Consider the following 26,498-nt stretch of genomic DNA (forward strand, 5'->3'; position numbering starts at 1 on the left):
GTATCGCGTAGGGTTGGACGAGCAATGAGCATTACCGATAACGCCACCGGCGGCGTAAACGAGCCGGAAGATTTTAATAAGTCGGAATCTCAGGACAACTCGCAAGGTGTCAACCAGGACACCAGGGCTGCGAATACTTCTGAGGGCACCGGCGCTGAGTCCAAGGACTCGGCCAACGACAACTCCCAGGGGTTCGAGCACGTCGGCCTGCCAGATAAAATTCTGCAAGCCGTTGCGAAAGTAGGCTTCACCACGCCGTCCCCCATCCAAGCAGAAACCATCCCGATCCTGATGGAAGGCCGCGACGTCGTGGGCCTTGCACAGACCGGTACCGGCAAGACCGCAGCCTTCGCGCTGCCGGTCTTGTCCCAGCTTGACCCGCAAGCGCGCCACCCGCAGGCACTCGTCCTCGCACCAACCCGCGAGCTCGCCCTGCAGGTTGCAGACGCCTTCCAATCTTTCGCGGAAACCCTCAAGGGCATCGAGGTTCTTCCCATCTACGGTGGCCAGGCCTACGGCATCCAGCTGTCTGGTCTGCGCCGCGGAGCCCAGGTCATCGTGGGTACCCCGGGTCGCGTCATCGACCACCTGGAAAAGGGCTCGCTTGACCTGTCCCAGCTGCAGTTCCTCGTCCTCGATGAGGCCGATGAGATGCTGAACATGGGCTTCCAGGAAGACGTCGAGCGCATCCTGGAAAGCACGCCGGACCGCAAGCAGGTGGCGCTTTTCTCCGCCACCATGCCTAATGCCATCCGCCGCCTGTCCAAGCAGTACCTGCACAACCCGGCGGAAGTAACCGTTAAGTCCGAGCGCCGCACCAATGACAACATTAAGCAGCGCTTCCTGCTGATTCCGCACCGCGCAAAGATGGATGCCTTCACCCGCATCCTCGAAGTCATTACCTATGACGCCATCATCGTCTTCTGCCGCACCAAGCACGAGACCGAAGAGGTGGCCGAGGCCTTGCGCGATCGCGGCTACAGCGCCGCTGCCATTAACGGCGACATCGCCCAGGCGCAGCGCGAGCGCACCGTCGACCAGCTCAAGGATGGCCGCCTAGACATCCTCGTCGCTACCGACGTCGCCGCGCGTGGCCTCGACGTGGAGCGCATCACCCACGTGGTGAACTTCGATATCCCGAACGACACCGAGTCTTACGTGCACCGCATTGGCCGCACCGGCCGTGCCGGTCGCTCCGGTGAGGCAATCCTGTTCGTCACCCCGCGCGAGCGCCGTATGCTGCGTTCCATCGAGCGCGTGACCAACGCCCGCCTCGAAGAGATGGACCTGCCCTCCGTCGATGAGGTTAATGAGAAGCGCAAGGAAAAGTTTGCGCAGGCCATTACCCAGTCCATGGACAACAAGCAGGCCGATTTCTTCCGTAACTTGGTACGCAAGTACTCGGAAGACAACGATGTTGCCATGGATGACATCGCCGCTGCGTTGGCCGTCATGCACCAGGGTGGCAAGAACTTCCTCTTGGAAGACAAGCCTTTGCCCAAGCCGAAGAAGGACCGCCGCGATCGCGATGACCGCAAGCGCGACCGCGACTTCAAGGGCGGCGGCAAGAACCGCGGTGGCTCCAAGCGGCCGGATGGTGACTTTGAGACGTACCGGTTGGACGTCGGCAAGCGCCAGAATGTCCGCCCAGGTGCCATCGTCGGTGCTATCGCCAACGAAGGTGGCCTGTCAGCCAAGGACTTTGGCCGCATCACCATTGCGGTGGGGCACACTCTCGTGGACCTGCCGAAGAACATGGACCCAGCTGTGCTGGACCGTCTGAAGGATACCCGGATTTCTGGGCAGCTCATCAAGATTCAGAAGGATACTGGTCGCCCGCCTCGCCGTGATGGCGGCGGCGGTGGACGCAAACATGGTGGTCGCTTCCGCGACTAATTAAACCTCCAAAGGGCCTCTTTTAGAGGCCCTTTTTTTCATGCCCTGTGACCTGCGCTTTTACTATAAATGGGGGTAGTGTGTCAAGGCGGTTTTGTATGGTGTATGGCGAAAGCATGTGCTAGTAAATCTCTCGAAAGAAAGTCCATGAATGCGCCATATTATGCCAATACCAATCCGGAAAATTCTACCTCCCGTGCAGCTACGGAGATTAGGAAGGCTGAATACCAGTTCTGGGAAAGGCTTCACCCTGACCCAGATGATGATATCGAAATTATTAGCCAATCCCTGTCTGACTTAACTGGGGCGCGTCAGTCCCGCATTAGAAACATTATTCTCGCCTTCGAGCGATTACAGGAGCTGCCGCGGCTGCGCGCCCGGCAAGAACAGCATTTCCATTTAGATTTAGACCGCCTGATTACGATTGATCAAACCCTAGCCAAGCTCGGCGCCATTGATGCGGAGAAGAAGTTCACTATCGATGACGCCCTGACCAACTACTTGACCCCAACCCGCCCCAATCAAAAGCTGCCTTCGCACCGCAATCTCCGCCGCAAGTTACGCGAGCTCATTGTGCGCCTCGATCCCTCTATTGCCACGCGGGATCCGCGCCGCAAGCAAGCCTATAGCGTTGAACCTACAGGCGGGGAGTGGGCCGCGGTCTGTCTGGACGTCGGGTTAGAGACCGCGGAGATCATCGACCGCAATATTCGGGATATCGCTACGGACAAGGACCTCACGATGGCTGAGGCCGCAGTGGAGTTGCTGACCGGAAAGGCGCAGGCAAAGGCCAAGGTCGTGTTGAATATGTATCGCTGCGACCTGCCGGATGCACCCGCGTTTGTACAGAACTTAGGCTGGGTATCGCCGGAGACCGCGGATGACCTACAGGCTCGGGCGACTACGACAAGGGATATGGAGAAGGCCGGTCAGGCGGAGAGCCCTAACTATGTGACGCCGCCAGATATCCGGGCGTTTGTAGAGGGGTTGGATGGCACGTGCCGGTGGCCAGGCTGCACGCGGCCGGCGGTGGCTTCTCAGATGGACCATCGGCACGACTTTGCAGATGGTGGGCCGACCTCGGCGGCAAACCTCACTTGCCTGTGCCAGCACCATCACAACATAAAGACCGATGGGAGGGCGTTTTATATCAAGGACCCGATAAGCGGGGACATCATCTGGCTTTTCGATGACTCTACGTGGGTCTACGACTCCGCGAGCGGACCGCTGGCACCGAAGAACCGCAGGTGGGCGCAGACGGTGGCGCAGGCCACGCAGAAGCGGCGGGAGAATGCGCACGCAGATGCGCAGCAACTAAAAGAAGAGCTTAGGGAGGAATCCACGCATGAAAAAGGGGACAGCGATGACACTGTCCCCGAAAAATAAATGGCTTCCTAGAGGTACATCAGGATAAGGCAGATGATCCACAGGAGGTTGAAGACGCCGCCGAAAGCGGACAGCGACTTCTTAATGGAGCCCAGATTGGCGGTATCGCCGGACTCTAGGGCTGCCTGCGCCGTACGCTGCTTAGGAAGGATGAGGAAGAAGAGCAGGCACCACGCGATGATGGCCACAAGGATGGCGATGTGGAAGTTGACCTGGCTCTTGAAGATTTCGATATCAGACAGGAACACAGCAAGACCAAGGACCGGCACGAGGGCGGAAATATAGCCGTAAGTGTTGGTGATGTTGTGCAAGTTGCGGGCGGCTCCGAGGGCCGTCTTATCGCCCTGCGCTGCGCCCTGCAGCTGGGTCTGGTAAATGGAGGTGGAAATGCACACGGGGCCAAGCAGGACGATGGCCGCTGCCACGTGCAGGAAAATGAAAAAAGTAGTCATGGAGGATGCCCTTCAGTTAAGAAAAGTTGCCTTGTTCACCCTAATCAATTTCCCTGCTAGAAATCGAACCGACATTGCCTTCTCATTGCACGGACGTCCGCACGGGGCAACGGTAACTCGTACTTTCGCGCGATTTCTGCGAGGCGCCGCGAATAGCCGCATCGGTTGGCGGGCGGCAGCCACTCAGAGGGGAGGGAATCGGACTTTTCCTGATTGAGCTTACGGCTGGTCGCCACTAAATTGAGGGGGTCGTTGGCAAAACGCCTCTTGGTGTCTTGGTCCCATTCTGCGGCACCCATGTCAAAGGCGGCAGAAAGAGGGAAGATGTGGTCGACCTCAATGGGGGAGGTGGCTGAAATCGTCTCGCCCGCGTAGGGGTCATAGATCGTGCCGGATTGCGGCCGGCAGTCAGCGAAGGCCTCGCTGGCCTGGTTCTCCATGATGGCCTCCCGCGTGGTGCAGGCGCCGTTGGGCTGCCAGCCGCCAAACTCGTCGCGGTCGTAGCCCCGCAATTCCGCGCGGGATGGCACGGTGGAGACATCAAAACGCGGAAAAGGCCACGCATACCATGCGATAACGAGAGCGGTTATGCATGATAGCGCGGCCAGATAATAGGACTTCATGTCCTATTGGACTCCGCGAGATGCGGGAAGGTTCCTACTTGTTATCGGAAACCTTTTCTGCTGCTTCCTCGAAGTCCAGGGAGTCGTCCTTCTCAACGAGCTTGGCAAGCTTCTCGGCTTCCTCGAACTCGTCCAAGACCTCCTGGTCTGGCTGCTTGGTAGCCAAGGTGACCAGAACGGTGACGATGAGTGCGGAGAAGAAGCCCGGAACCATCTCGTAGAGGGAATCGCCGAGCGGGGACATGCCCCAACCGATGGCGACGACTGCACCGGTGACCATACCGGCGATTGCACCGGTTGCGTTGAGGCGCTTCCAGTACAGAGCCAGGATGACCAGCGGACCGAATGCGGAACCGAAACCAGCCCATGCGAAGCCGACCAGGCCAAGAATGGAGTCGGACGGGTTGATGGCCAAGATTGCGGCGATAACCGCAATGGCCACAACGGCGGTACGGGAAAGGTTAATCAGGATTCGCTCGGCAGGCTTGCGCTTTGCGATGATGAGGTAGAGGTCCTCGATCAGGGAAGAGGAAACCACGAGCATCTGGGAGGACATGGTGGACATGATCGCTGCCAAGACTGCGGTCAAGACGAAACCAGCAGGCAATGGGTGCATCATGGCCTGAGCCATATCCAAGAAGATGGTCTCGAAGTTCTCTTGGTCAGTGATGGTCTCACCGAACTGGGTGAAGTACACGGTACCGGTAAGCGCAACGAAGATGGCGCCGATGACGGAAAGGCCCATCCAGGTGATGCCGTAGAAACGGCCCTGCTTAGCGTCGGAAGGCTTACGCAGCGCCATGAACCGCACGATGATGTGCGGCTGACCAAAGTAGCCAAGGCCCCAAGCGGCGTTACCAACGATAACACCAGCGGAAACGCCAGCGAAGAGAGAGAAGTAGTTATCGTTTGGCTCTAGTGCGCCGTCGGTAGCGTAGTTGTTTTCGGTAGCGAAGGAGAAGATCGCGCCGGCATCGTCAAGAGCGAAAAGCGCCATGATTGGCACGATCAGCAGGGCGACGAACATGAGCATGCCCTGCATAGCATCGGTGTAGGACACTGCCAAGAAGCCACCGATGAAGGTGTAGAAAATGGTCACTGCGGCGATGACCAACATACCGGTGATGTAGTCGCCACCGAAGGTGGACTCGAAGTAACGACCACCGGAGACCATGCCGGAAGAGACGTAGAAGGTAAAGAAGAAGATAATGATAACTGCGGAGATAATACGCAGCAGGCGCGACTTATCGCGCAGACGGTTCTCGAAAAAGGAGGGGACCGTAATGGAATCGCCCGCAACCTCCGAGTACGCGCGCAGACGCGGCGCAATCCACTTCCAGTTTGCCCATGCACCGATAAGGAGGCCGATAGGCATCCACAGCTCGGAAAAACCGGAAAGGAAGAGCGCGCCAGGCAGACCCATGAGCAGCCAGCCGGACATATCAGATGCGCCGGCGGAGAGAGCAGCTACGAATGGGTGCAGGCCACGGCCGCCCAAAACATAATCGTCGTATTCGTCGGTTTGTTTGTAGCTCCAGTAGCCAATGGCTGCCATTACGAGGAAATAGACAATCATCGCAATGACGTACCAAGTTGATTCTTGCACGTTTCACTCCTTGTAGTGATTTGTCGGACATTCTTACGTTAACGGTGACTTAAGGTTCAACCAAGCTAAAATCCAGCTGTGGCATAGATCTCTGGTGATGTTTTTCACCGTTTAACTGCGTAAAGACGTGAATATAACGAGCTTGTAACAAAACTTTGCTGGGCTGCTATGCTGGCGGCTATGGCTTCTTACCTTGTGCATGGCCTTTGGCTGCCGGTCTCGGGGCTTGGTCTATGGATTGAGCAGGTAGAAGGGCACAAGATTGTTATGCCTTCGGCCGTGCCAGAAGGGACGTTTCCGCAGGCTATTGATGCCATCTTGGCTAAGAAATCATTCCGGAACCGGGCGCGAGTATCACTACGGACGCCAAAGGGTAAGGACGTCTCGCTCATGGTGCCCATGGCCATGTTTGCCCCGGAAGAAGCGGTAGAAGCCCTAGCCCAGCTGGAATACCTGGATCACCATCCACCGGCATCGATTGCACCGGATCTGCACTGGCTCATCCACGCATATAGCGGCCTGAGCAAGTTTGTCCGCGCGGGCAGGGTGACGTTCCGGCTGGCCTACCAGGCCAACGAGTGGTTCCCCATGTGGCAGTTGGCCTCAGGTTTGGGCGAGCGCGGTTGGCTCGCTGAGATGATGGCTGCGGCACCCGGGATTCTCCATATAAATAATAGAGCCCTTTCGGATGACCTAGCGGATGAACTGACGCATTGGATTGCCAACCGGGAATTGCAGCCGCTGCTCAATGAGCCCCGGCCCATGCCGTGGCACGACTTCGCCCGTGCACTGTTGACGACGTCGCCCATTCGCCGCGGCCGCGCGCAACTACTGCGCGGGCTCAATGAATGGAAAAATTCCATTTACCAGGTGGAACTCCAACTCGTCTACATCGTGGAGGAGCCTGAAGAACAGGATCCAGAAGATGCAGCGTGGCCGATTCGGGTGCGGGTGCGCTCGGGAACGGATTCGCCGCGGCCGGTATCGGCGGAGGAGCTGGATAGGGCGAGCATCGAGAAGCTGCGCGAGAACCACCGCAAGGCCGTGCGCGCGGCGCCGAGCTTGGGCCAGAGTACGCAAATGCCCCAGCCTGGCGACGGCGATTGGGATGTTTACCTAGACACGGAGCAGCTCACCCAGTTTATTGCGCACGAGGTGCCCGAGCTGAAAAAGCGGGGCATTACCGTCATGCTGCCCAAATCGTGGGCGCAGATGGATACGAAGGCCAAGCTGGAAACCCGCGAGGCCAGGGATCCGGCAGAGGCCGCCACGAAGAAGCACATCGGCATGAATCAGCTGGTGGACTATAACTGGCGCATGTCCGTGGGCGATGTGGAGCTTACCGAAGCCGAGATGGACGAGCTGGTCAATTCCAAGTCCGGGCTCATTCAGCTGCGCGGCAAGTGGGTCATGGCCGATACCCAGGTCGTGTCCAAGGTTTCTTCTTATATGGAGGAGCTTGCGGATAAGTCCCGCGAGCGCGCCAAGAAGGAGCTCGAGCAGCTGGCTGCATCGGCGGAGATGGCCAAGAAACTAGGTGAGCCGGGCTGGCAGCAGCTCATGGCGGAGGTCGAGCGTCGCCGCGCGGAGTTCAATGAGAAGAGCGAGCACCAGGTCACGGTGGCGGAGCTGCGGGAGCTGGCGCTCGAGTCGATGGCCCAAGAGCCCATCGAATTTACCGGCAGCACGTGGCATACCGCGTTGCTCGGCGGCATGGATACGGTCGCACCTAAGCGCGTGGACATCCCGGAGACCGTCCACGCGGAGCTGCGGGAGTATCAGCGCACGGGCGTGGATTGGCTGTATTGGATGTCGCGCAATAATATTGGCGCCGTGCTTGCCGATGACATGGGGCTCGGCAAAACACTCCAACTACTGTCCCTTTTGGCGGTGGAGAAGGAGCGCGGTGAACAGACCGGGCCCACCTTGGTCGTTGCACCCACCTCCGTGGTGGGCAATTGGGCCCGCGAGGCCCGTCGCTTCGTGCCGGATTTTAAGGTCATGGTGCAACACGGCGCGGGGCGTCCGGGCGGGGAGAAGTTCCTCGAGGCCGCCGCGAAAGCAGATCTGGTCATTACGACGTACGGCACCGTGAGCCGGGATTTCAACCTCTTGGGCGAGGTGTCCTGGCAGCGTGTGGTCCTCGATGAAGCGCAGGCCATTAAGAACTCGGCCACGCGTTCCTCCAAGGCGGTGCGTTCGCTGCCGTCTGAGCACCGCGTGGCGCTGACCGGTACTCCGGTGGAAAACCGGCTATCGGAGATGCGCTCCATCTTGGACTTTTGCAACCCAGGGATTTTAGGCACGGCGTCGTTCTTCCGCAATCACTTTGCCAAGGCCATCGAGCGCAATAACGATGAGGAGATGTCTGAGCGCCTGCGCGCGCTGACCGCACCTCTCATCCTGCGCCGCGTCAAGACCGATCCCAATATCATCGATGACCTGCCGGAAAAATCCGAGCAGATTTTTACCGTATCCATGACCACCGAGCAGGCGGCTTTGTATAAGGCACTGGTCAATGAGGTGAAGAAGAGCTTGGAGGATGCTACGGGCATCAGCAAGCGCGGCATCGTCTTGGCCTCTTTGACCCGCATTAAACAGATCTGCAATCACCCAGCGCACTACCTGGGGGATGATTCGCCGGTGGTTATCAAGGGCAAGCACCGCTCGGGCAAGGTGAAGGAGCTGATGCGGATTGTCGATGCCGCCACCGAATCCGGCGAACGCCTGCTGATCTTTACTCAGTACAAGGCCTTCGGTGATATCTTGCAACCCTACCTGAGCGGGCAACTGGGCCATGAGATTCCCTTCCTACACGGCGGGGTGACCAAGAATAAACGCGACCAGATGGTGGAGGACTTCCAGGCCGATGATGGCCCACAGGCGATGATCCTTTCGCTCAAAGCAGGCGGCACGGGCCTGAACCTAACCGCGGCATCGATCGTGGTGCACATGGACCGCTGGTGGAATCCCGCGGTGGAAAACCAGGCCACGGACCGCGCCTTCCGCATTGGTCAGCGCCGCAACGTGCAGGTGTATAAGATGATTACCGCTGGCACGTTGGAAGAATCCATCCAAGACATTTTGGATGGCAAGACTCAGCTGGCTGGGGCCGTCGTCGGCGAAGGCGAGGGCTGGCTCACGGAATTGGAGCCGGACCAGCTGGCGGAGCTCATGAGTTACCGGGGAAAGGAGTAAGCGGATGGCCGTCAAAGGCGATGACAATGTCATCTACGCAAACTTTGGTACCCGCAAGCGCGTGAGCACCCCGGATGAGGTCAACCATGTTGACGGCAGCGGGCGGCTGCTGTCCAAGACCGCCGCTCGGATTTCTTCCTTTACCAGCCATGACGCGGACCGGGGGCGGATTACCCGCGGGCGCCAGTACGCCGAGGGCGGGCACGTCGTTGGTTTGGAAATCCGCAATGGTGCCATCCATGGGCGCGTGGCCGGTTCCCAGAACGAGCCTTTTTCCGTACTCATCCAGTTGCCGTACCGCGATAATGACGATATCGCGGCACTGGCCAGCCAATTCGCGCGCACGCCCAATTCCGTAGCGAACGCGCGCAAAGGCCTGCTATCTGAGGAAGCGCTGGATACCTTGTTCGCCAGCGAGGCCGAAGAACTGCGCTTATCCTGCACCTGCCCGGATTCCGCCTATACCTGCAAGCACGTCGTGGCGGTGGGAGATAGGCTCGCCACCCGCGCGGACGCGGATCCCGCCGTGATTTTCAACATGCGCGGGCTGGATTTTGCGCGCTTGGAAAAGGCCGTCATGGAGCAATCGCAGCAGGTCTCCCGCGAAAGCTTTGGGGCCAGCGATTTATCCGCGGAAGAAAAGAACGATGTGTTCTGGAACGGCCGCGAGATGCCGAAACTGCCGCACCCCAAGGTTGCCCCGGCGCTGAAAGATTCTGATCCAGACCTCTTGCGCAAGGCCCTGCGGGCCGTATCGCATACCAATATTGAGCTCTTGCGCGCCGTGTCCGATATTGAAGACCTCTACTACCACTTAACGCACTGATTATGACTGCAACGACCTTTATCCACACGTCCGACTTCCAGCTGGGAATGACCCGCTGGTTCTTGAAGGGGGAGGCGCAAGGTCGTTTCAACGATGACCGCGAGTCCGCCATCATGCACCTAGGCCAGCTGGCGGAGGAGGTTGGCGCGGAGTTCATTGTCGTCGCCGGCGATGTATTTGAACACAATGCGCTCTCCCGGGAGATCTTGGCCCGCGCCACCGAGATGTTTAAGCGCTTGCCGGTACCGGTGTATGTGCTGCCCGGAAACCACGATCCGCTGGTCGCGGACTCGGTATTTTATCGCACCAGCGCGGATAACGTGCACGTCATTGCGGATTCTGAGCCAATCGAGGTGCGCAATGGCGTGGAATTAGTGGGGGCGCCGTACCTGTCCAAGCGCGCCAACCACGACTTGGTGCGCCAAGCCTTAGAGCCACTCGAACCCACGGAGGGAATCCGGATCGCCGTGGGCCATGGCCAGGTGGATTCGCGCTCTAGCGGGGGAGATGCCGATACCATCGACCTAGAATTCGTCGAACAGTGCTTGGAGCGCGGGGTGATTGATTACTTGGCGCTGGGCGATACCCACTCGACGGCCAGCCTGGGCACAACCGGGCGCGTCTGGTTCTCTGGCAGCCCGGAGACCACGGACTTTAAGGAGTGCTCCACTGGTGGCGGCGAGGCCGATTCCGGGAATGCGCTGGTGGTAAGGATTGAGGGGGAGGATATAGACATCGATAAGCGCAGCATCGGGCGCTGGACGTTTGAAGCCCTCGATGCCTCCGTCAATTCCACCGAGGATGTCGAACGCTTCCTGCGCAGCCTGGAAGAGTACCCGGATAAGGTGCGCACGGCGATTAAATACAGCCTGCAGGGGACCCTTGGCATCGCGGCGCACGCCCGGCTGCAGCGTGGGCTGGATGAGTTGGAGGCGGTCTTTGCCTCGCTGCGCCCGCGCGAGCGGACCATGGACCTGTTCTTGGAGCCTAGCGAAGATGAACTAGCCAACCTGGATATTTCCGGCTATGCCGCCGACGCCTTGCAAGAGCTGCTGGATAACCGCGAGGATCCGGTGGCCCGCGACGCCGCCAACCTGCTATTTCGCCTGGAAGGATAAACCACATGCGCATCCACAGCTTAGAGATTAAAAACGTCCGCGGCATCGAGCACCTGGTTTTGGATGACCTCCCAGAAACCGGGGTGGTGGTCATCCACGGCGAGAACGAGGCTGGTAAATCCACCATCGTGGAGGCCCTCGATGTGGTGCTGACTGAAAAACACACGGCGCGCCCTAGCGGCATCCGGGACTTACAGCCGGTGGGCAAGGACGTATCGCCGGAGGTCATCGCGGATATTTCCGTGGGGGAATACCGCTTTCGCATTGCCAAGCGCTGGCTGCAGAAGAAGTACTGTGAGCTGGCCATCTCTGCCCCGCGCCACGCGCAATATACCGGGCGCCAGGCCGATGACGAGCTGGAACAGATCTTAAGCCAGAACATGGATCGCCAGCTTCTCGATGTCCTCTTTATGCGCCAGGATGACTCCAATGACGCCATATCCGCGGTGGGCATTCCGTCGCTGACGCAGGCCCTCGAGCAGGAGTCCGGCTTGGCGGAGGACGAGGTCTCCGGCGATGATTCTCAGCTTTTGGGCAAGGTGGATAAGGAATATAAGCGCTACTACACCGAAAAGACGGGCAAGGCGGCCGGCGAGTATAAGAAGGCTCAAGACAATGCGGAGCGTGCCAAGCAGGAGCTGGAGGAAGCAATCGCTGCGGTGCGCGGGCTCGATTCCGTGGTGGAACGCTACGAGCACTTGGAACGCCAGCAAGAAGAGGCCGAGGCACAGCTTCCCGCGGCCCGCAAGGACCTCACCGAGAAACAGGCCGCCGCGGACGAGGCCGTAAAGGCCCAGCACCAAGTGGATGCGCACAAGGCCGAGCTCACCCGTGCCAAGGAGGACTTTCAGCGCGCGAAGGATGCGCAGTCTAAGCGCCAGGAGGTGGCCGAGGCACTCGAGACCGCCGGCACCGCAAAGTCGAGCGCCGCGGATAAGCTTGCGACCGCCCGCGAGAAGGCCGCGGAGGAAAACGAGAAGAAAGAAGCGGTGGAAAAGAAACTTGCCACCGCCAAAGAGGACTACGCCACCGCGCGCACAACGCTCAAACAGGCGCGGCTGTATCAGGACAAGGAGACCTTTAAGCGCCTGGATAAACGCCTGCTCAAGGTAGAGGACTTGGCACGTGGCGTGGAGAAGGCCCAGGCAGAGATCGCCCAGCGCGGGCGCGAGATGACCGCCGCGGATGTCGAGGAACTCCGCAAGGCGGATGCCGATCTGTCACTGGCGAAGCGCCTGCACGATGCCACCGCCGCCAAGGTGGAATTTTCCGGGCCCGAGGGCGCGGAGATTGGGGTGGATGGGAATCGGGTGGACATCGGCAAGCAGCCTGCAGTTGAGCTTGTCGATGGCCGCGAGATCACCATCGGCGATATCACCGCCCGCTTCGTGGCCGGCGCGTATTCTTCCGATAAAACCCAGCGCGAGGTGGATCAGGCCGAGGCGCGCCTGCAGGAGCTTTTCGATGCCACCGGCGTGGAGTCCATCGCCGCCGCCGAGGACCTGCACAAGACGCACTCCGAGCAGAATGCCGGATTGGATGCGGCAACGCGCAAGCTCGAGGGCGAGCTGGGGCCGGATGATTTGGGCGAACTGCGCGCCCAACATGCGGCGCTGAAGGAGGAGGTCGCCGGGCTCGATGATGCCCCGGCCATGGATCTATCTGTTGCAGAAGAAGCTGAGGAAGAAGCGCGCGAGCTTGTCGATGCCCTCGACCGCGAGCTTATTCCCTTCCGCGATAGCCGCATCGCCCACGACGTGGTGCGCCTGGAGGCCGAGCTCGAGGCCGTCACCGATAAGGCCGAGCGCGCCGAGCGCGAGTTGGCTGAAGCGCGGGAGAAAACCTCCGATGCCGGCTTAGAAGAAGAGGCAGAGCGGTTGGGTGATTTGGTAGGCAAGCTGCAGGAGCAGCTTTCTGAGATGGAGGCAGTGGACCTGGCTACCGCCCAGAGCTTGGTGGAGGGTGCGCAATCGCACCTGGACTACCTGCAGAATCAGGTGCAAGATGCGAAAGTGGAGCTGGGGAAGCTATCTAGCGAGATTAATTATCACTCCGGCGCGGCAGAGCGCGAGCAGCAGGCGCAGGCGGAAGCAGAGATGGCGCAGGCGGTGCTAGAAAGCGTGGAAAAGCGCGCGCTGGCGGCACGATACCTGCGTGAGTTGCTGCTCAAGCACCGCGATGCCGCACGCCAGCGCTATGCCGAGCCCTTCGTGGCGGCGCTCGCCCAGCTGGCCCGCACTATTTACGGCGGGGATATCAGCTTTGAATTGGCGGACGATCTCTCCGTTACCGCGCGCACCCGCGATAATGAAACGGTGGCCATGACCAGCCTGTCTGGCGGCGCGCGCGAGCAGCTGGCCATCCTTACCCGCTTTGCCATCGCGCGCTTGGTGGCGGGGGAGGAAACCGTGCCGGTCATCGTCGATGACGCGCTAGGCTCCACCGACGCCCACCGCCTGCAACTCATGTCCACCTTGTTCTCACAGGTGGGACGTGAAAACCAGGTTTTGGTCTTTACCTGCATGCCGCAGCGCTATTCGCGGGTGCTCGGGCGCAGCGAGCGCGACATCGCCATGCTGAAGGGGGTAATCTAGTCCTTATGTCTGAACAAACCCGCTGGTTAAACGATGATGAACAGGAGCTATGGCGCCTATTATTGGCTGCGACCCGCAAAATAGATAGGGGCATGGACGAGACCCTTAAGGCGGGCGGGGAGATTTCCGTCTCAGAATTCGCGGTCTTGGTATCCCTCTCGGAAGCCCCAGATCAGCACCTGCGCCTGCGCGATCTGTGCACGGAGCTCGCCTGGGATCGCTCGCGCGCCTCCCACCAGGTCACGCGCATGGAAAAGCGCGGGCTCTTGGTCAAGGAAAAGACCACCGATGATGGCCGCGGGGTCAACGTGCACATCACGGAGGCTGGGCTCCACCACCTCGAGCGCGCGGCCCCCGAGCACGTGGAATCCGTCCGGCGCTTGGTCTTCGACCACCTCCACGAGGATGACGTTCCCGCGCTCAAGCGCTTTTTCCATGGGGTATTGCAGGTCAATAATATCCCCGGCTATTCGGGATTCGTCCCGGATTCTTTATTGAACGGAGGAAAATAACACCGCCATGATGGGTCAAGAACTTTTCGAGCATCCGAAAAAGCAGCATAAAACGTATGGCTTGACGGCCTTGGGCGGGCTGGGCCAGCGAATTGGTGATCCAGAGGCCTTCGCCGAGGATCGTGCCGATGCCGATCAGATTGCCGCGATGGAAGAAGCCTTGGAAACCTACCCCGATTCCGCGGTGACCTTTGATGAGGATGCCGATGCCTGGATCGTGGGCGCGGAAGAGGATATCGAGAAGATGTTCGAGGACCGCGAGGCATTCCTCGAGGCTTTATTAAATGACGAAGATCCGGGGATCTAATGCCACCGCGGAGACCATAAACTGTTAAGATACTTTTAGTTAATCTTCGGTGAAGCGAGAGGTTTTATCATTATGAACGAGCGCGAGGCTCAAGAACAACGCGAGGCAGCGGCCCGCCAGCAATCCGAGGGCTGGGTTTCCGTTTTTGTCCAGTGGATTCCCTGCATGCTGCTGTCCGTAGTGCTGCTCTGCGCCATGTTCTTTGGCATGTACTACATCGAGCACGGCACCCTGGATATCACCCAGCCGATCACCAACGAATTCATCGTTGAGTAATTCGGCGCAATAGAAAAATCCGGCCTCCCTTTGAAAGTGGGAGGCCGGATTTATTTTTATTTCTTGAGCACCTGGCGCCAGGTCATCTTCTTGCCGTTATTCAAGATGGCGCGGCGGTAGATGCGCGCGACAACGATGAGGATCAGCGCGGTAACTACAGCGAGGACCGCGTAGCTTCCTGCCAAGCCCAGCCAGCTCATATTGCCGCTCGCGACTTGGAGGGGAGCGACCAACATGGAGACTGGCGGCACCCAGCCCATGACCTGCATCCAGGTGGCATCCAAGTTGGTCCAGCCAAACATGGTGATATACATGGTGGCAAAGACGATGAGCAGGATAGGCATCTGCGTCGATTGCAGATCCTCGGTGCGCTGCACCATGGAGCCGGCTGCGGCATAGAGGCTGCCGAAGAAGAAGAGGCCGAGGATTTCTCCGACCAGCAGGGCAGCGATTAGGCCATAGTCGAGCTGGATTTCGCTCGCTGCGCCAGTAAATGCCAGGGAAGCCACGCCGCCGGCCAGGATGAGGAAGGTGCCGAGCAGCCCGATGATGGTATTGCCAATGACCTTGCCGGCCAAGAAATCCACCGGGCGCACCGTGGAAAGGATGATTTCGACCACGCGCGAAGACTTCTCTTCTGTAACGCGCCCACCGATGAGCCCTGCGAAGGTCATGATGGAAAAGACCACAACCATTGAGGCGATAAGGACGATGGCAACATGCCCCATCGCTTCTTCGGAGGTCTCATCGGCCTCCAGATCAACCGCGGTCACTTCGGCTGATGGGGTGGCGGCGGCAAGCTCTTGGGGATCAATATTCAGCGTATTCAAGGCTTCTGCCTGTGCCTGCGCCGCAACCACTTGATTGACCGTAGAGGAGATCGTGGCGGAGGCAGTGCCATTGGCCAAAAGCTCCCACCCCTCGTCGTCGGCGGGCACGAGGGCGGCGTCGACGTCGCCGTCATCGATAAGCTGCACCGCGCTATCCCGGTCATCTGCGGCCTGCGTCTCCAGTCCGGAATCAGCGAATGCGTCTGCCTCCATGCCCACCACGGCGACGGAATCTGGTTCATCGTCACCACCGGACAGTAAGTCAATGATAATGGGGGTGGCGATGGCACCAATGATAAGCAGCAGCATCATGATGACAACGGATTTGGTCTTGAGGGCAACCGCCATTTCGCGCTTGGCGACGGTCCCTATGGTCTTCATTGCCGAATACTGCATGGGCTAGGCCTCCTCGGTGGTGGTGCTGGTGACGACGTCTTGGAAAAGCTCGGTAAGGTCAGGGACTTTGAGGCCGAAGGAATGGACGGGGCCAGCGGCCATGGCAGCGCGCAAGATGGCTTGGTCATCGGTGCCGTCATCGGCTTCGAGCACAACGCCCTTATCTGTTTCCTCAACCAAGTGAGTGCCCTCCGGGTACCAACCGCGCGCAGGGGTTTCCACTGCATAGCGCGAAGCTCCCTGGGTACGCAGCTCATCTACAGTGCCCTCTGCCACCATGCGGCCTTGCGTGACGATGCCCACGTGGTCGCACAAGCGCTGCACCAAGTCCAGTTGGTGGGAAGAAAAGATGACCGGCACCCCGCGGGCGGCGCGCTCGCGCAGCATGTCAGACATGACATTGACGGCGACGGGGTCCAAGCCGGAAAAGGGCTCATCCAGAATCAACATATCCGGATCGTGAATGAGGGACGCGGCCAGCTGCACGCGCTGCTGGTTGCCCAAGGATAAATCATCCAGCTTGTCGTCCTGGCGCTCACCCAGCCCCAACTGTTCCAGTAGCTCCGTGCCGGATTTCTGAGCGGCCTGCTTGCTCATGCCATGCAGGGTGCCCAGAAACGTCAGCTGGCTAAGCAGCGGTTCCTTGCCGTAGAGTCCGCGCTCTTCGGGCATATAGCCAATGCGGCGGCGATTATCGTCATTAATGGGGGAGCCATCGAAATAAACCTCGCCGGAGTCTTTCGCGAGCACGCCCAGCGCGATGCGCATGGTGGTGGACTTGCCCGCGCCATTGGAACCGACGAAACCGAAGATCTCGCCCTCCTGCACGCTAAAGGTCATATCCTGCAGCGCGCGAACACTGCCAAAAGATTTATTGAGATGGTCGATTTCTAAGGTGGGCAAGGGGGTCTCCTCCATGTCGCGCCTATACTGCATAACTTTCGTGGTTCTAAGTACCTTAGTATTTCATAAGCCTAATAGTTTGACAATGGAATCCATCGAAAGCCAGGTTGCATGGGTCAAGCCCCTGCTGAGTAGGTAGGAATAGAAAGTGCTATCTAGGTGCTGTAACGTTAAGAACATGCAGGAAGGAGGTGCACAATGAAGCAATTCACTGCCCGCCAAATCGCAGAATGGCTCGTAGCTTGGGCTGAAGAAACCGAAGAAGCCGAGCTGACACCACTGAAACTTCAAAAGCTCCTCTACTATGCAAAGGGGTTTTACATGCCAGCCTCCGGAGGGGTTCCTCTCTTCAATGAACGGATGGAAGCATGGGCCCACGGACCTGTCGTTGTAGACATCTACCACGAGCTTAAAAAGTACGGTAGGAGCCCCATCGACCCCGATACGTTTATTTCTGATGACTTCAACTGGGACGATTACCGGCCTGTGGAAGATACCTTGATTGAAGTATGGAATAAGTACGGGCCCTATTCCGCATGGGCTTTACGTAATAAAACCCACACGGAGTTGCCTTGGAAGAAAAACTTCGTTGAAGAAGAACGGGGGCTCGAGATTTCTGATGCAGACCTCAAAGAGTACTTCGACTAGATATGGGAAAGAAAAGTAAAAGACGTGGCACTCGGCCTGCCTCAAAGAGTCAAAGTGGTGCCGATACAAGCGTCTTGAGCGCCATAAGAGCAGCATCAAACGAATACCCGCTCCTGTCCACTAGGTTTTTGCAGAGCGAATGGGGGTTCGGGCAAATGACCGATAGAATGCGCAGGGAATTCCTCGACAAATGGCACAAACGGTCACTAATTTCTTGGACAGAGCTTGTTAATCACCACAGGCACGGCCTCGGCTCAGATTTTATCCCGAAAAAGGAAATCAAAGCTCAAATCCCTAGGCAGTTCCAAGAGCTAACCAAATTCCGTGTGTTCCGACACCAAGGAAACCTTCCATTCGCTGGGTGGAAAGACGGTGGAATTTTCTACATTCTATGGATAGAGACTAAATATGGGGATCTTTACTCACATTAAAGCGGAGCCCGCGATTTTGACCTCGCTTGACCCTTGGTGCGTTACGCTCTAGCGAGCCAGGCCGCGACACCTGCCACGCGCTGGCCCTAGCCCGTCTCACAATTTCCGCTCGGCGTTTGCGTCCGTGATTCGCAGGCTTACTTTTTCCACACTTTCTTGTAGGTGGCACAGCCAAGTGCAGCCACCGCTACGACGGTGAGGATGGTGCTGGCGGTAGTGAACCCGTTGATGAGGCTGATGATTAGAGATATGGCAAATAGGGCCAGGGCGATGAAATAGAGAGTTCGTGTGGTCATGGTTTTATCCTTCCGTTTAAAATTGGATGGGTAGCCCGGAGGTTCAGGATGGTATGGGCTTCCTGAACCTCCGGTGGCTACTTAATCCGAAAACGGGGCTCATAGTAAACCCCTCGCTGACAAAAGCGAGGGGCTAAAAATATTGTGTCCCCGACAGGGATCGAACCTGCGACCTTCGGTACCGGAAACCGATGCTCTAATCCGCTGAGCTACGGAGACATCGCTGGGAAAATTCCCAACGATGTGATTCTAGCGCATCGGCAGCCGCGGAACTAAATCAGGCCCGGTGCGTCAGCGGTGGTTACCTCACCGGTGCGTAGATAGTGCACGCCAATTTCATCGACGGCCTTATTGCCCAGCGCAAAGTGTCCGTGGCCGGGGCCGTGGACGGTGACGACGCGCGATTGCATGGGCTGGGAGAGTGCCTCGTGATACTGGTACGGGGTCTGCGGATCGCCCGTACCTTGGATTTGCAGCGGTTTGGTGGCAAGGTGCGAGCCATCGAGTGGAGCCCCGCCTGTAACGGGTCCGCGGCCGCCGCACCCGGCGCCAGATCCATACATGGAATTAACCAGGGAGAAAATATCGCCGGTGACAAAGTTGGACCATAGATAAGTGGGGAAGAGCCACGGGTTGCCGGCGACGGTGTTCTCGTTGCAGACGATGAGGTTTTGCATATTCATCATCTGGATAGTTTGCTGTTGCACCGCGCGGGCAAGCTCCGGATCATCGACGACCTCGAGGGGCTTGCTGCCGCTTAAGTACTTGGCAAACTCATCCCAGTGCGCGGGCATAGGAACGACCTCGCGGGTCTTACCCAAAGTCACCGAAGTTCGCTGATCCGCCTGTGGGCTAAGCGCCTTGTTGGCGAGGAACTCCGCCTGCACGCGCAGCTCACCCGTGGCGGTCATGATGTCCGCGCCCGGCTGGCCGGCGAATTCGAGCCCTGGGGGAAGGTCGCCGATTTTCGCATCGGGTGGCAACACCGTAGGGCGGGCGCCGGCTTCCATTGCGACTTTCTGCGACCACTTTTCATAGACCTGGAGTGGAGTAGAGCCCAAATGGTAGGTGGCGTCATTATCCGCGATGAACTGGAAAAGATCGTGCAGCGCATTCTCATATCCCTGCTGCTGCGAGGTAAAGATGCCGTTCCACGCAAGCTGTGGGCTCATGCCGGAATCGAGCAGCACCTTGCCGGTGTGCTGCGGATACTGGGTGGCGTAGGCGGAGCCAAGATAGGTGCCGTAGGAGATGCCGGCGATGTCAATGACGTCCTCACCCAGAGCTTGGCGCACCATCTCCCAGTCTTGGGCGGTATTGGCGGTGGTCAAAGAGTTGGTATAGCCAGGAGTATTCTGCTCGCAGGCGTCTCGGGTAGCCTTGCCAATCTGCGTGGTGGCCTCGATGGGATTGAAGTTCGGGGTAGCAGCGCAGTCCACCGGGGTGGAACCGGGCAGGCCGCGCGGCTGGACACCGATCAGATCCCATTCGTTGCGAATTTCTTCGGGCCATTCGACGGTATCGTTTCCAGCCCAAGAATAGCCGTCACCGCCAGGGCCGCCTGGGTTGGTAAAGAGCGCGCCGCGGCGCGCGTCTGGTTGTGCCGCAGGTACGCGGACAAAACCAACGCTAATGGTGCCGGCCTCGGGGTTATCGTAGTAGGTAGGTACCTCTATCCGGCCGCACTCGGCGCTATCTAGGTTGACCTGTGCGGGGCAATCCTCCCAGGTGATTTCTGGTTCCGCCGCGGCGGCGGTGGGGGCTGCCACGCCCAGTGCGAGGGCGCTAGCGCACACTACGGTAGAAATTTTTCGAGAAAAAGAAAGCATAAGCTAAAGCTCCGACTCCTATAACGTTTGTCAGAGTTAGCTTATGCTTCTTTCAGGTTCGTGGCAGGAATTTCCACGTGACGGGTGCCCTAACTCGGCACCCTAGCCACGCTACTTCACAATAATCACGATCAGATCGCGCGGGCCGTGCACGCCTTCGACGCGCGAGAGCTCGATATCGGAGGTCGCGGAAGGGCCAGAAATCCACGTTGCGGGCTTGTCAGGGTTCATCCGGGAAATGACCTCGGGGATACCGTAGACAATCTCGTCGCGGCGGACGATACAGATGTGACGGTCCGGTACCAGCGTCAGGGCGCGGCGGCCGCAGCGGGAATCGGACTGCAACACAATGGTGCCGGTCTGTGCGGAAGACACGAGGGACTCGGTGACGACGGCATCGGCATCGTCAAGCTCGCGCGGATCCGCGTCTTCGTCGTCCGGGCGGGCAGGAAGGCCATCAAAAAAATCGGCATTCATGCCTGGGGCGTAGCGGATGTCGGTGCAGTTGCGGTCGTGGACGATGGTATCCAGCGTCTTTTTCAGATCGCTTTCCTCCGTGACGTGGACTTCTGCCTTGTAATCCTCGAGGCGATCGACCAGCATTTCGCGCAGTTCATCATCATTCAGCGTGCCTTCGCGCTGGTATTCGCGCGGCACATCGACGTGATCTGGGAGCCCAGCCTGTTTCTGCGCCGAACGAATGCGGTTTAGGATGTCTTGCTTTGCGCTCACTTGGAAGCCTCCTTACGGGCATTGGACAGCAGCTCTTTGCCTTCTTCGGAGTCGAACCATTGGCGGAAGGATTTCTTCGGCGGAATCGCGGTATCGCGGCCATCGGACCAACCGGACATAAATAGCGGCAGCGACTCGATGGTGCCGTTGAATCCGCCCATCACGCGGCCAAGTGCCACGAGGTGGGTGACCTTATCCCACATCTTCGGGTTGTCCCAGAGCAGCTGTACCGTCTTGAACAGCTTCGGCTCGATCGGCGAGGCAGCGTGGGTGACCTTCTGATGGCGGTTTTCCAAGATGACATCAGAAAGCGGAATCTTCACCGGACACACGTCGTCGCAGCGCCCGCACAGCGAGCAAGCGTACGGCAAGCTAGCTGATGGATCGTTGTGATCCTTCATGCCGGTGAGCTGCGGAGTCAGCGAGATACCGATGGGGCCCGGGTACACGGAGCCATAGGCGTGTCCGCCGGCGCGCTCGTAGACTGGGCAGACATTGAGGCAGGCCGAGCAACGGATGCACTTTAGCGCCTGGTGACCAACGGGCGAAGACAGTGCTGCGGTGCGCCCATTATCCAGCAAGACGATGTGGAAGTTCTGCGGGCCATCGCCCTCCGTCACGCCGGACCACATGGAGGTATAGGGGTTCATGCGCTCCGCGGTGGAGGAACGAGGCAGCAGCTGCAGGAAGACTTCCAGGTCCTGGAAGGTAGGCACGAGCTTTTCGATGCCCATGACGGTAATCAGCGTTTCCGGCAACGTCACGCACATGCGGCCATTGCCCTCAGACTCGACAACGTTGACGGTGCCGGTTTCTGCCACACCAAAGTTGGCGCCGGAGATGGCGACCTTGGCCTTCATGAATTGCTGGCGCAGGAACTGGCGGGAAGCCTCGGCCAACTCGGCGGGCTCGGCCTTCAGCGAGTCGTCCGTATTGGGCATCTTATCGACGAAGATATCGCGAATTTCCGCGCGGTTTCGGTGAATTGCGGGCACCAGAATGTGCGATGGCATATCGTCACCAAGCTGGACGATGAGCTCTGCCAAGTCGGTTTCCTGGGCGTGGATTCCGGCGTCTTCGAGGTGCTCGTTCAAGCCGATTTCCTGGGTAGCCATGGACTTAACCTTGACTACGTCGGTTTCGCCCGTTTCGCGGATGAGACCTTCAATGATCTCGTTGGCTTCCTTGGCATCGCGTGCCCAGTGGACGATGCCGCCGCGGTTAGACACGGCCTTCTCAAATTGCTCGAGCAATTCCGGCATGCGGGCTGCGACGTCCTCTTTGAGGGCAGAGCCGGCGTTGCGGAGCAGCTCCCAGTCATCCACTTCCTGCACGGTGTTAGCGCGCTTTTGGCGGATGGTGGTGGTCGCGTGCTGCAGGTTATGACGCTGGGTAGCGTTATTCAGCCCGACGTGCGCGAGCGGGACGAAGGCCTTGCTGCCGCGCAGGTTGCCGTAGCCTTCAGGGGCGCGTGGTGGGGTGGTGTCGAGGAAAGAGGTCATTAGAGCATCGTCTCCTTGGAGTAAGCGGCGGAGTTTGGCTGCCACGGGTGTTCCTTCGTGGAGGCCAAAATCTCTGCCATGTGTAGGGCGCGAATGCCGGAGCGCTGGCGGTGGAGCGCGCCGCCGATATTCATCAGGCAGGACGAGTCACCAGCGGTAACGTACTCGGCTTCGGTGTCTTTAATGTGGCGGGTTTTATCGGAGACCATTGCCTGGGACACCTCTGCATTCTTCAGGGCAAACGTGCCGCCGAAGCCGCAGCACTCTTCGCTATTGGCTAGCGGTGCCAAGTCGATGCCCTCGACTTCTTGCAAAAGCTTGTAGGGGCGGTCTTCCAGCTTAAGGAAGCGCAGGCCGTGGCAGGCTGAGTGGTAGGTCACTCGGTGTGGGAAGAAAGCGCCGACGTTGGTCACGCCTTCAATATCGACCAAAAATTCCGTGAGATCGTAGGTCTTTCCCGCAGTCTTCTGCGCGCCATCGACATCGGCGGAAGTGCCGAAGCGGTCGGCAATGCTTTCGTGGCGGTCGCGAACTGCTGCAACGCAGGAACCGGAGGCGGCCACGACGTAGTCAATGGAAGGATCTGCGAAGGCATCCGCATAAGAGCGGATCATCCCCAGAGTTTCCTTTTGGTAGCCGGTGTTGATGTGCATCTGGCCGCAGCAGGTTTGCTCCTCCGGAAGGACAACTTCGTGACCTAACCGGGAGAGAACCAATGCCGTCGCCTTTTGGACGTCCGGGAAAAGGGTGTCACCAATGCAAGTAGAAAAAAGCGCAATGCGCATACGGTGCTCCTTATTAGTTTTTAAGTCATGGAGGTGTCATTAACACTACACATTCACTGCGTGGAATGTAGTGTGAATCACGTTCTACCAGCATATATTTTGTAATATATATCGCAATATAGGTTTGCCTAAGAGGTCTATTAAATGAGCGATCTCCGCCCGCGGAAATGTTAGCCAGTGCTTCTTTTCGCACGTGTCGGGGCAGTGAACTAGACTCTTGCCACATGACTCCAGCTGATTTGGCCACCTTAGTTAAAGAATCCGCCACCGAGGTCATGGCAGAACATGACCTAGACGCGTCCGTATTGCCGGAATCTGTCACGGTAGAGCGCCCCCGCAACCCAGAACACGGTGACTACGCCACCAACCTTGCACTGCAGGTGGCCAAGAAAGCCGGCGCGAATCCGCGCGAATTTGGTGGCTGGTTAGCGCAAAAATTAGCCCAGCACGATGCCATTGCGGAAGCCGATATTGCCGGGCCTGGATTTATTAATATCCGCTTAGCCGCCGCTGCCCAGGGTGAGATTGTCGCCCAGATTCTGCAGGCAGGCGCGGACTACGGTTCGAATGACTCCTTTGCAGGCAAGAAGATTAACCTGGAATTTGTGTCTGCCAACCCCACGGGCCCGATTCACCTGGGCGGGACGCGGTGGGCCGCCGTCGGCGATTCGCTAGGCAGGGTACTCACGGCTTCCGGTGCAGAAGTCACCCGCGAGTACTACTTCAATGATCACGGCGGCCAGATCGATCGCTTCTCGCGCTCCCTTGTTGCCGCAGCTAAAGGCGAGCCCACGCCGGAGGACGGCTACGGCGGAGATTATATTCGCGACATCGCAAACGCGGTTGTGGAAAAGAACCCCAACGCGCTCGAGGGCGATGCTGCGCAGGTGCAGGAGGCCTTCCGCGCCGATGGCGTAGAGATGATGTTTGCCCAGATCAAGCAGTCCCTGCATGAATTTGGCGTGGATTTTGATGTCTACTTCCACGAAAATTCGCTGTTTGAGTCTGGGGCGGTAGATAAGGCCCTTGAGACCCTGAAGTCTGAAGGCCACCTTTATGAGGCGGATAACGCGTGGTGGCTGAAATCTACCGACTATGGCGATTCTAAGGATCGCGTCGTGGTGAAATCGGACGGCAATGCGGCGTACATCGCCGGCGATATCGCCTACGTGGCCGATAAATTCGACCGCGGTCACGATCTTAATATCTACATGTTGGGCGCTGACCACCACGGTTACGTCCCGCGCTTGAAGGCGGCGGCAGCTGCCTTGGGCTATGACGCCGATGGCGTCGAGGTGCTCATTGGCCAGATGGTCAACCTGTTGCGCGACGGCAAGCCGGTGCGCATGTCTAAGCGCGCGGGCACCGTAATCACCATCGAGGATTTGGTCGCCGCCATTGGTGTCGATGCATCGCGTTATTCGCTGGTGCGCTCTTCCGTGGACCAGTCCATCGATATCGACCTGGGCCTGTGGGAGTCGCAGTCCTCGGATAATCCGGTCTACTACGTGCAATACGGTCACGCCCGGTTGTGCTCGATTGGACGCAAGGCAGCGGAGCTGGGGGTTAGCTCCGAAGCCGCGGACCTGTCGCTGCTGGAGCATGAGCGCGAGGGCGACCTTATCCGCACTTTGGGTGAGTTCCCTGCCGTAGTGGCAGATGCCGCGGAACTGCGCGAGCCGCACCGCGTGGCGCGCTATGCCGAAGAGTTGGCTGGCGTATTCCACCGTTTCTATGACACCTGCCAGGTTTTGCCCAAGGCAGGGGAAGAACAGCAGCCCATTCACAGCGCACGCCTCGCATTGGCGGAAGCATCCCGCGTCGTCCTGTCCAATGCCTTGACTATGGTTGGCGTGAGCGCACCGGAGAAGATGTAAATGGCTGATTTCAATGAGCTTCCCGCCCACGTGTGGCCGCGGAATGCAAGCCGCCAGGAAGACGGCGTCGTTACCGTAGCGGAAGTCCCTTTGCCGGATTTGGCAGAGGAATTCCAGACCCCGCTCTACGTCTTTGATGAGGACGACTTCCGCTCGCGCTGCCAGGACATGGCGCGTGCCTTCGGCGGGCCGGATCACGTGCACTATGCCTCCAAGGCGTTCATTTCCAAAAAGGTGGTGCAGTGGGTCAACGAAGAAGGCCTGTGTCTCGATGCTGCCGCGCTCAATGAGCTAAAGATCGCGCTCGCCGCAGAGTTCCCGGCCGCGCGCATTACGGCGCACGGCAATAATAAGGACGAGGAATACTTGCGCCTGTGCGTGGACGCGGGCGTGGGCCACGTGGTCATCGATAATGAACAGGAGCTCGAAGAGCTCAACCGCATCGCCGGCGAGGCAGGCGTGGTGCAGCCGGTAATGATTCGCGTCAAGCCGGGTGTGGACGCGCATACCCACGAGTTCGTGGCCACCTCGCACGAGGACCAGAAATTCGGTATTTCCCTGGCCACGGGCGCGGCATTCGCCGCTGCGAAGCGTTGCCTTGAGGTGAATAACCTCCACTTGAGCGGCCTGCACTGCCACGTGGGTTCCCAGGTTTTCAATGCCGAGGGTTTCAAACTCGCCGCCGAGCGCGTGCTGGAGCTCTACCGTCAGATCCACACCGAGCTGGGCGTTGACCTGGCCGAGCTGGACTTGGGCGGTGGCTTTGGTATTCCGTATATGCCTTATGAGGAAGCCCTGAATATTGACCGCGTGGCCCAGGACATGCTGCGCGCCGTGGACCAGACCGCGGAAGAACTCGACATTAAGGCGCCGTTCCTCCTCGTGGAGCCGGGGCGTTCCTTGGTGGCCGGTTCTGCCGTGACCGTTTACCGCGTGGGTACGGTCAAGGACGTGGAAACCGGTAAGGCCGATTTGCCGGTGCGTCGGTATATCTCCATCGATGGGGGAATGTCCGATAATATCCGCCCCGCACTCTATGGTTCCGAATACGATGTGCGCCTGGTGAACCGCTTTAGTGATGGTGAGATGGTGCCCTCGCGCATCGTTGGCTTCCACTGCGAATCCGGCGATATCCTGCTGGAGGAAGGCGAATTGCCCAATGATATCCAGCCGGGGGACTTGCTCGCCTTCGCGGCCACCGGCGGGTATCAGTACATGATGTCGTCTCGGTATAACGGCGCGGTGCGCCCGGCTGTGGTTGCAACGCGCGTGGGAAATACCAAGCCCATGTTGCGGCGCGAAACCATCGAGGACCTCTTGTCCTTGGAAGTGGATTAAGTCAGTACTACCCCCGTTAAGCAGGTGCCGCATCCGGCCCGTGCGGCGGAGGTTTTCTGTAGCTGAACGAATATTATCCCCCGCATGTCGCAATATAGACAGCTCGTTCTGTATAGTGACCTGTAGCCGCGTAAAGC

The 26,498-nt window shown here is 58.8% G+C and carries 22 protein-coding genes and 1 tRNA gene; 12 read left to right on the top strand and 11 right to left on the bottom strand.

All coding sequences use genetic code 11. The features are described 5' to 3' along the window. Window positions 1-24 precede the first annotated feature (24 nt). Both ABRP87_RS04205 and ABRP87_RS04210 read left to right on the top strand, forming a co-directional pair. Complete coding sequence (locus ABRP87_RS04205) at window positions 25-1,896, top strand: DEAD/DEAH box helicase (RefSeq protein ID WP_349867850.1); 1,872 nt, start codon at window positions 25-27, stop codon at window positions 1,894-1,896. 147 nt (window positions 1,897-2,043) lie between these two features. Continuing rightward, window positions 2,044-3,282, top strand: a complete 1,239-nt coding sequence (locus ABRP87_RS04210; protein WP_349867851.1) for an HNH endonuclease signature motif containing protein — start codon at window positions 2,044-2,046, stop codon at window positions 3,280-3,282. 8 nt (window positions 3,283-3,290) lie between these two features. Here ABRP87_RS04210 and ABRP87_RS04215 read toward each other — a convergent pair whose 3' ends face one another. The 3 genes from ABRP87_RS04215 to putP are packed head-to-tail and all read right to left on the bottom strand — an operon-like array spanning window position 3,291 to window position 5,963. Beyond that, window positions 3,291-3,734, bottom strand: coding sequence for a DUF2269 domain-containing protein (locus ABRP87_RS04215; RefSeq protein WP_349867852.1), 444 nt, complete (start codon window positions 3,732-3,734; stop codon window positions 3,291-3,293). A 56-nt stretch (window positions 3,735-3,790) separates the two neighbouring features. Then, a complete protein-coding gene (locus tag ABRP87_RS04220) occupies window positions 3,791-4,357 on the bottom strand; it encodes an HNH endonuclease family protein (protein WP_349867853.1) in 567 nt (188 codons plus the stop codon). A gap of 34 nt (window positions 4,358-4,391) precedes the next feature. Beyond that, window positions 4,392-5,963, bottom strand: a complete 1,572-nt coding sequence (gene putP, locus ABRP87_RS04225) for a sodium/proline symporter PutP (RefSeq protein WP_349837802.1) — start codon at window positions 5,961-5,963, stop codon at window positions 4,392-4,394. 180 nt (window positions 5,964-6,143) lie between these two features. Here putP and ABRP87_RS04230 point away from each other — a divergent pair, with 180 nt between their 5' ends. From ABRP87_RS04230 to ABRP87_RS04260, 7 genes are all read left to right on the top strand, one after another. After that, entirely contained in the window at window positions 6,144-9,161 is a 3,018-nt protein-coding gene (locus ABRP87_RS04230) for a DEAD/DEAH box helicase (RefSeq protein ID WP_502879278.1), read from the top strand. A 4-nt stretch (window positions 9,162-9,165) separates the two neighbouring features. Continuing rightward, a complete protein-coding gene (locus ABRP87_RS04235; RefSeq protein WP_349867855.1) occupies window positions 9,166-9,987 on the top strand; it encodes an SWIM zinc finger family protein in 822 nt (273 codons plus the stop codon). A gap of 2 nt (window positions 9,988-9,989) precedes the next feature. Beyond that, window positions 9,990-11,105, top strand: a complete 1,116-nt coding sequence (locus tag ABRP87_RS04240; RefSeq protein WP_349867856.1) for a metallophosphoesterase family protein — start codon at window positions 9,990-9,992, stop codon at window positions 11,103-11,105. Window positions 11,106-11,110: 5 nt separating this feature from the next. Continuing rightward, complete coding sequence (locus ABRP87_RS04245; RefSeq protein WP_349867857.1) at window positions 11,111-13,699, top strand: AAA family ATPase; 2,589 nt, start codon at window positions 11,111-11,113, stop codon at window positions 13,697-13,699. A 5-nt stretch (window positions 13,700-13,704) separates the two neighbouring features. After that, window positions 13,705-14,211: a MarR family winged helix-turn-helix transcriptional regulator gene (locus ABRP87_RS04250; protein WP_023026318.1), complete on the top strand. Its 507-nt coding sequence runs from the start codon at window positions 13,705-13,707 to the stop codon at window positions 14,209-14,211. Between the two features lie 7 nt (window positions 14,212-14,218). Further along, window positions 14,219-14,518, top strand: coding sequence for a molecular chaperone GrpE (locus tag ABRP87_RS04255; protein WP_349867858.1), 300 nt, complete (start codon window positions 14,219-14,221; stop codon window positions 14,516-14,518). Between the two features lie 72 nt (window positions 14,519-14,590). After that, window positions 14,591-14,794: a hypothetical protein gene (locus ABRP87_RS04260; protein WP_349867859.1), complete on the top strand. Its 204-nt coding sequence runs from the start codon at window positions 14,591-14,593 to the stop codon at window positions 14,792-14,794. A 56-nt stretch (window positions 14,795-14,850) separates the two neighbouring features. Here the strand turns inward: ABRP87_RS04260 and ABRP87_RS04265 are convergent, their stop codons facing one another. Continuing rightward, window positions 14,851-16,020 (bottom strand): ABC transporter permease, encoded by a 1,170-nt coding sequence (locus ABRP87_RS04265; protein ID WP_349867860.1) that lies wholly within the window; start codon window positions 16,018-16,020, stop codon window positions 14,851-14,853. A 3-nt stretch (window positions 16,021-16,023) separates the two neighbouring features. After that, window positions 16,024-16,923, bottom strand: a complete 900-nt coding sequence (locus ABRP87_RS04270; protein ID WP_349867876.1) for an ABC transporter ATP-binding protein — start codon at window positions 16,921-16,923, stop codon at window positions 16,024-16,026. Window positions 16,924-17,121: 198 nt separating this feature from the next. Between ABRP87_RS04270 and ABRP87_RS04275 the strand changes: the two genes are divergently transcribed. Next, window positions 17,122-17,571, top strand: coding sequence for a Panacea domain-containing protein (locus tag ABRP87_RS04275; RefSeq protein ID WP_349867861.1), 450 nt, complete (start codon window positions 17,122-17,124; stop codon window positions 17,569-17,571). A gap of 568 nt (window positions 17,572-18,139) precedes the next feature. On the opposite strand, the gene ABRP87_RS04280 is transcribed toward ABRP87_RS04275, so the two are convergent. The 6 genes from ABRP87_RS04280 to ABRP87_RS04305 all read right to left on the bottom strand — a co-directional run bounded on the left by ABRP87_RS04280 (window position 18,140) and on the right by ABRP87_RS04305 (window position 23,146). Next, window positions 18,140-18,298, bottom strand: a complete 159-nt coding sequence (locus tag ABRP87_RS04280) for a hypothetical protein (protein WP_349867862.1) — start codon at window positions 18,296-18,298, stop codon at window positions 18,140-18,142. Window positions 18,299-18,443: 145 nt separating this feature from the next. Then, window positions 18,444-18,517 (bottom strand) — tRNA-Arg (locus tag ABRP87_RS04285). A 53-nt stretch (window positions 18,518-18,570) separates the two neighbouring features. Beyond that, window positions 18,571-20,127 (bottom strand): alpha/beta fold hydrolase, encoded by a 1,557-nt coding sequence (locus ABRP87_RS04290; RefSeq protein ID WP_349867863.1) that lies wholly within the window; start codon window positions 20,125-20,127, stop codon window positions 18,571-18,573. 111 nt (window positions 20,128-20,238) lie between these two features. Continuing rightward, window positions 20,239-20,859, bottom strand: coding sequence for a LutC/YkgG family protein (locus ABRP87_RS04295; protein WP_349862681.1), 621 nt, complete (start codon window positions 20,857-20,859; stop codon window positions 20,239-20,241). After that, window positions 20,856-22,361, bottom strand: coding sequence for a lactate utilization protein B (locus tag ABRP87_RS04300; RefSeq protein ID WP_349862683.1), 1,506 nt, complete (start codon window positions 22,359-22,361; stop codon window positions 20,856-20,858). Before ABRP87_RS04300 ends, ABRP87_RS04295 begins: the two co-directional genes overlap by 4 nt. Then, window positions 22,361-23,146, bottom strand: a complete 786-nt coding sequence (locus ABRP87_RS04305; protein WP_349862685.1) for a (Fe-S)-binding protein — start codon at window positions 23,144-23,146, stop codon at window positions 22,361-22,363. The genes ABRP87_RS04300 and ABRP87_RS04305 overlap by 1 nt, the downstream gene beginning before the upstream one ends. 224 nt (window positions 23,147-23,370) lie before the next feature. Here ABRP87_RS04305 and argS point away from each other — a divergent pair, with 224 nt between their 5' ends. Together argS and lysA are read left to right on the top strand one after the other, a co-directional pair. After that, window positions 23,371-25,023 (top strand): arginine--tRNA ligase, encoded by a 1,653-nt coding sequence (gene argS, locus ABRP87_RS04310; protein ID WP_349867864.1) that lies wholly within the window; start codon window positions 23,371-23,373, stop codon window positions 25,021-25,023. Beyond that, window positions 25,024-26,361, top strand: coding sequence for a diaminopimelate decarboxylase (lysA, locus tag ABRP87_RS04315; protein WP_349867865.1), 1,338 nt, complete (start codon window positions 25,024-25,026; stop codon window positions 26,359-26,361). Window positions 26,362-26,498 lie beyond the last annotated feature (137 nt).

Origin of the sequence: Corynebacterium sp. KPL2830 (assembly GCF_040225635.1) — a bacterium.
In the GTDB taxonomy this organism is placed as follows: domain Bacteria; phylum Actinomycetota; class Actinomycetes; order Mycobacteriales; family Mycobacteriaceae; genus Corynebacterium.

What these genes read in the sequence shown, in the direction of transcription:
- ABRP87_RS04280 (WP_349867862.1), bottom strand. Translation starts at nt 18,298, where the DNA reads ATGACCACACGAACTCTCTATTTCATCGCCCTGGCCCTATTTGCCATA.
- ABRP87_RS04305 (WP_349862685.1), bottom strand. Translation starts at nt 23,146, where the DNA reads ATGCGCATTGCGCTTTTTTCTACTTGCATTGGTGACACCCTTTTCCCG.
- ABRP87_RS04205 (WP_349867850.1), top strand. Translation starts at nt 25, where the DNA reads ATGAGCATTACCGATAACGCCACCGGCGGCGTAAACGAGCCGGAAGAT.
- ABRP87_RS04245 (WP_349867857.1), top strand. Translation starts at nt 11,111, where the DNA reads ATGCGCATCCACAGCTTAGAGATTAAAAACGTCCGCGGCATCGAGCAC.
- ABRP87_RS04215 (WP_349867852.1), bottom strand. Translation starts at nt 3,734, where the DNA reads ATGACTACTTTTTTCATTTTCCTGCACGTGGCAGCGGCCATCGTCCTG.
- ABRP87_RS04255 (WP_349867858.1), top strand. Translation starts at nt 14,219, where the DNA reads ATGATGGGTCAAGAACTTTTCGAGCATCCGAAAAAGCAGCATAAAACG.
- ABRP87_RS04210 (WP_349867851.1), top strand. Translation starts at nt 2,044, where the DNA reads ATGAATGCGCCATATTATGCCAATACCAATCCGGAAAATTCTACCTCC.
- ABRP87_RS04260 (WP_349867859.1), top strand. Translation starts at nt 14,591, where the DNA reads ATGAACGAGCGCGAGGCTCAAGAACAACGCGAGGCAGCGGCCCGCCAG.
- ABRP87_RS04265 (WP_349867860.1), bottom strand. Translation starts at nt 16,020, where the DNA reads ATGCAGTATTCGGCAATGAAGACCATAGGGACCGTCGCCAAGCGCGAA.
- ABRP87_RS04230 (WP_502879278.1), top strand. Translation starts at nt 6,144, where the DNA reads ATGGCTTCTTACCTTGTGCATGGCCTTTGGCTGCCGGTCTCGGGGCTT.
- ABRP87_RS04250 (WP_023026318.1), top strand. Translation starts at nt 13,705, where the DNA reads ATGTCTGAACAAACCCGCTGGTTAAACGATGATGAACAGGAGCTATGG.
- ABRP87_RS04240 (WP_349867856.1), top strand. Translation starts at nt 9,990, where the DNA reads ATGACTGCAACGACCTTTATCCACACGTCCGACTTCCAGCTGGGAATG.
- ABRP87_RS04275 (WP_349867861.1), top strand. Translation starts at nt 17,122, where the DNA reads ATGAAGCAATTCACTGCCCGCCAAATCGCAGAATGGCTCGTAGCTTGG.
- ABRP87_RS04220 (WP_349867853.1), bottom strand. Translation starts at nt 4,357, where the DNA reads ATGAAGTCCTATTATCTGGCCGCGCTATCATGCATAACCGCTCTCGTT.
- ABRP87_RS04300 (WP_349862683.1), bottom strand. Translation starts at nt 22,361, where the DNA reads ATGACCTCTTTCCTCGACACCACCCCACCACGCGCCCCTGAAGGCTAC.
- argS (WP_349867864.1), top strand. Translation starts at nt 23,371, where the DNA reads ATGACTCCAGCTGATTTGGCCACCTTAGTTAAAGAATCCGCCACCGAG.
- ABRP87_RS04290 (WP_349867863.1), bottom strand. Translation starts at nt 20,127, where the DNA reads ATGCTTTCTTTTTCTCGAAAAATTTCTACCGTAGTGTGCGCTAGCGCC.
- lysA (WP_349867865.1), top strand. Translation starts at nt 25,024, where the DNA reads ATGGCTGATTTCAATGAGCTTCCCGCCCACGTGTGGCCGCGGAATGCA.
- ABRP87_RS04235 (WP_349867855.1), top strand. Translation starts at nt 9,166, where the DNA reads ATGGCCGTCAAAGGCGATGACAATGTCATCTACGCAAACTTTGGTACC.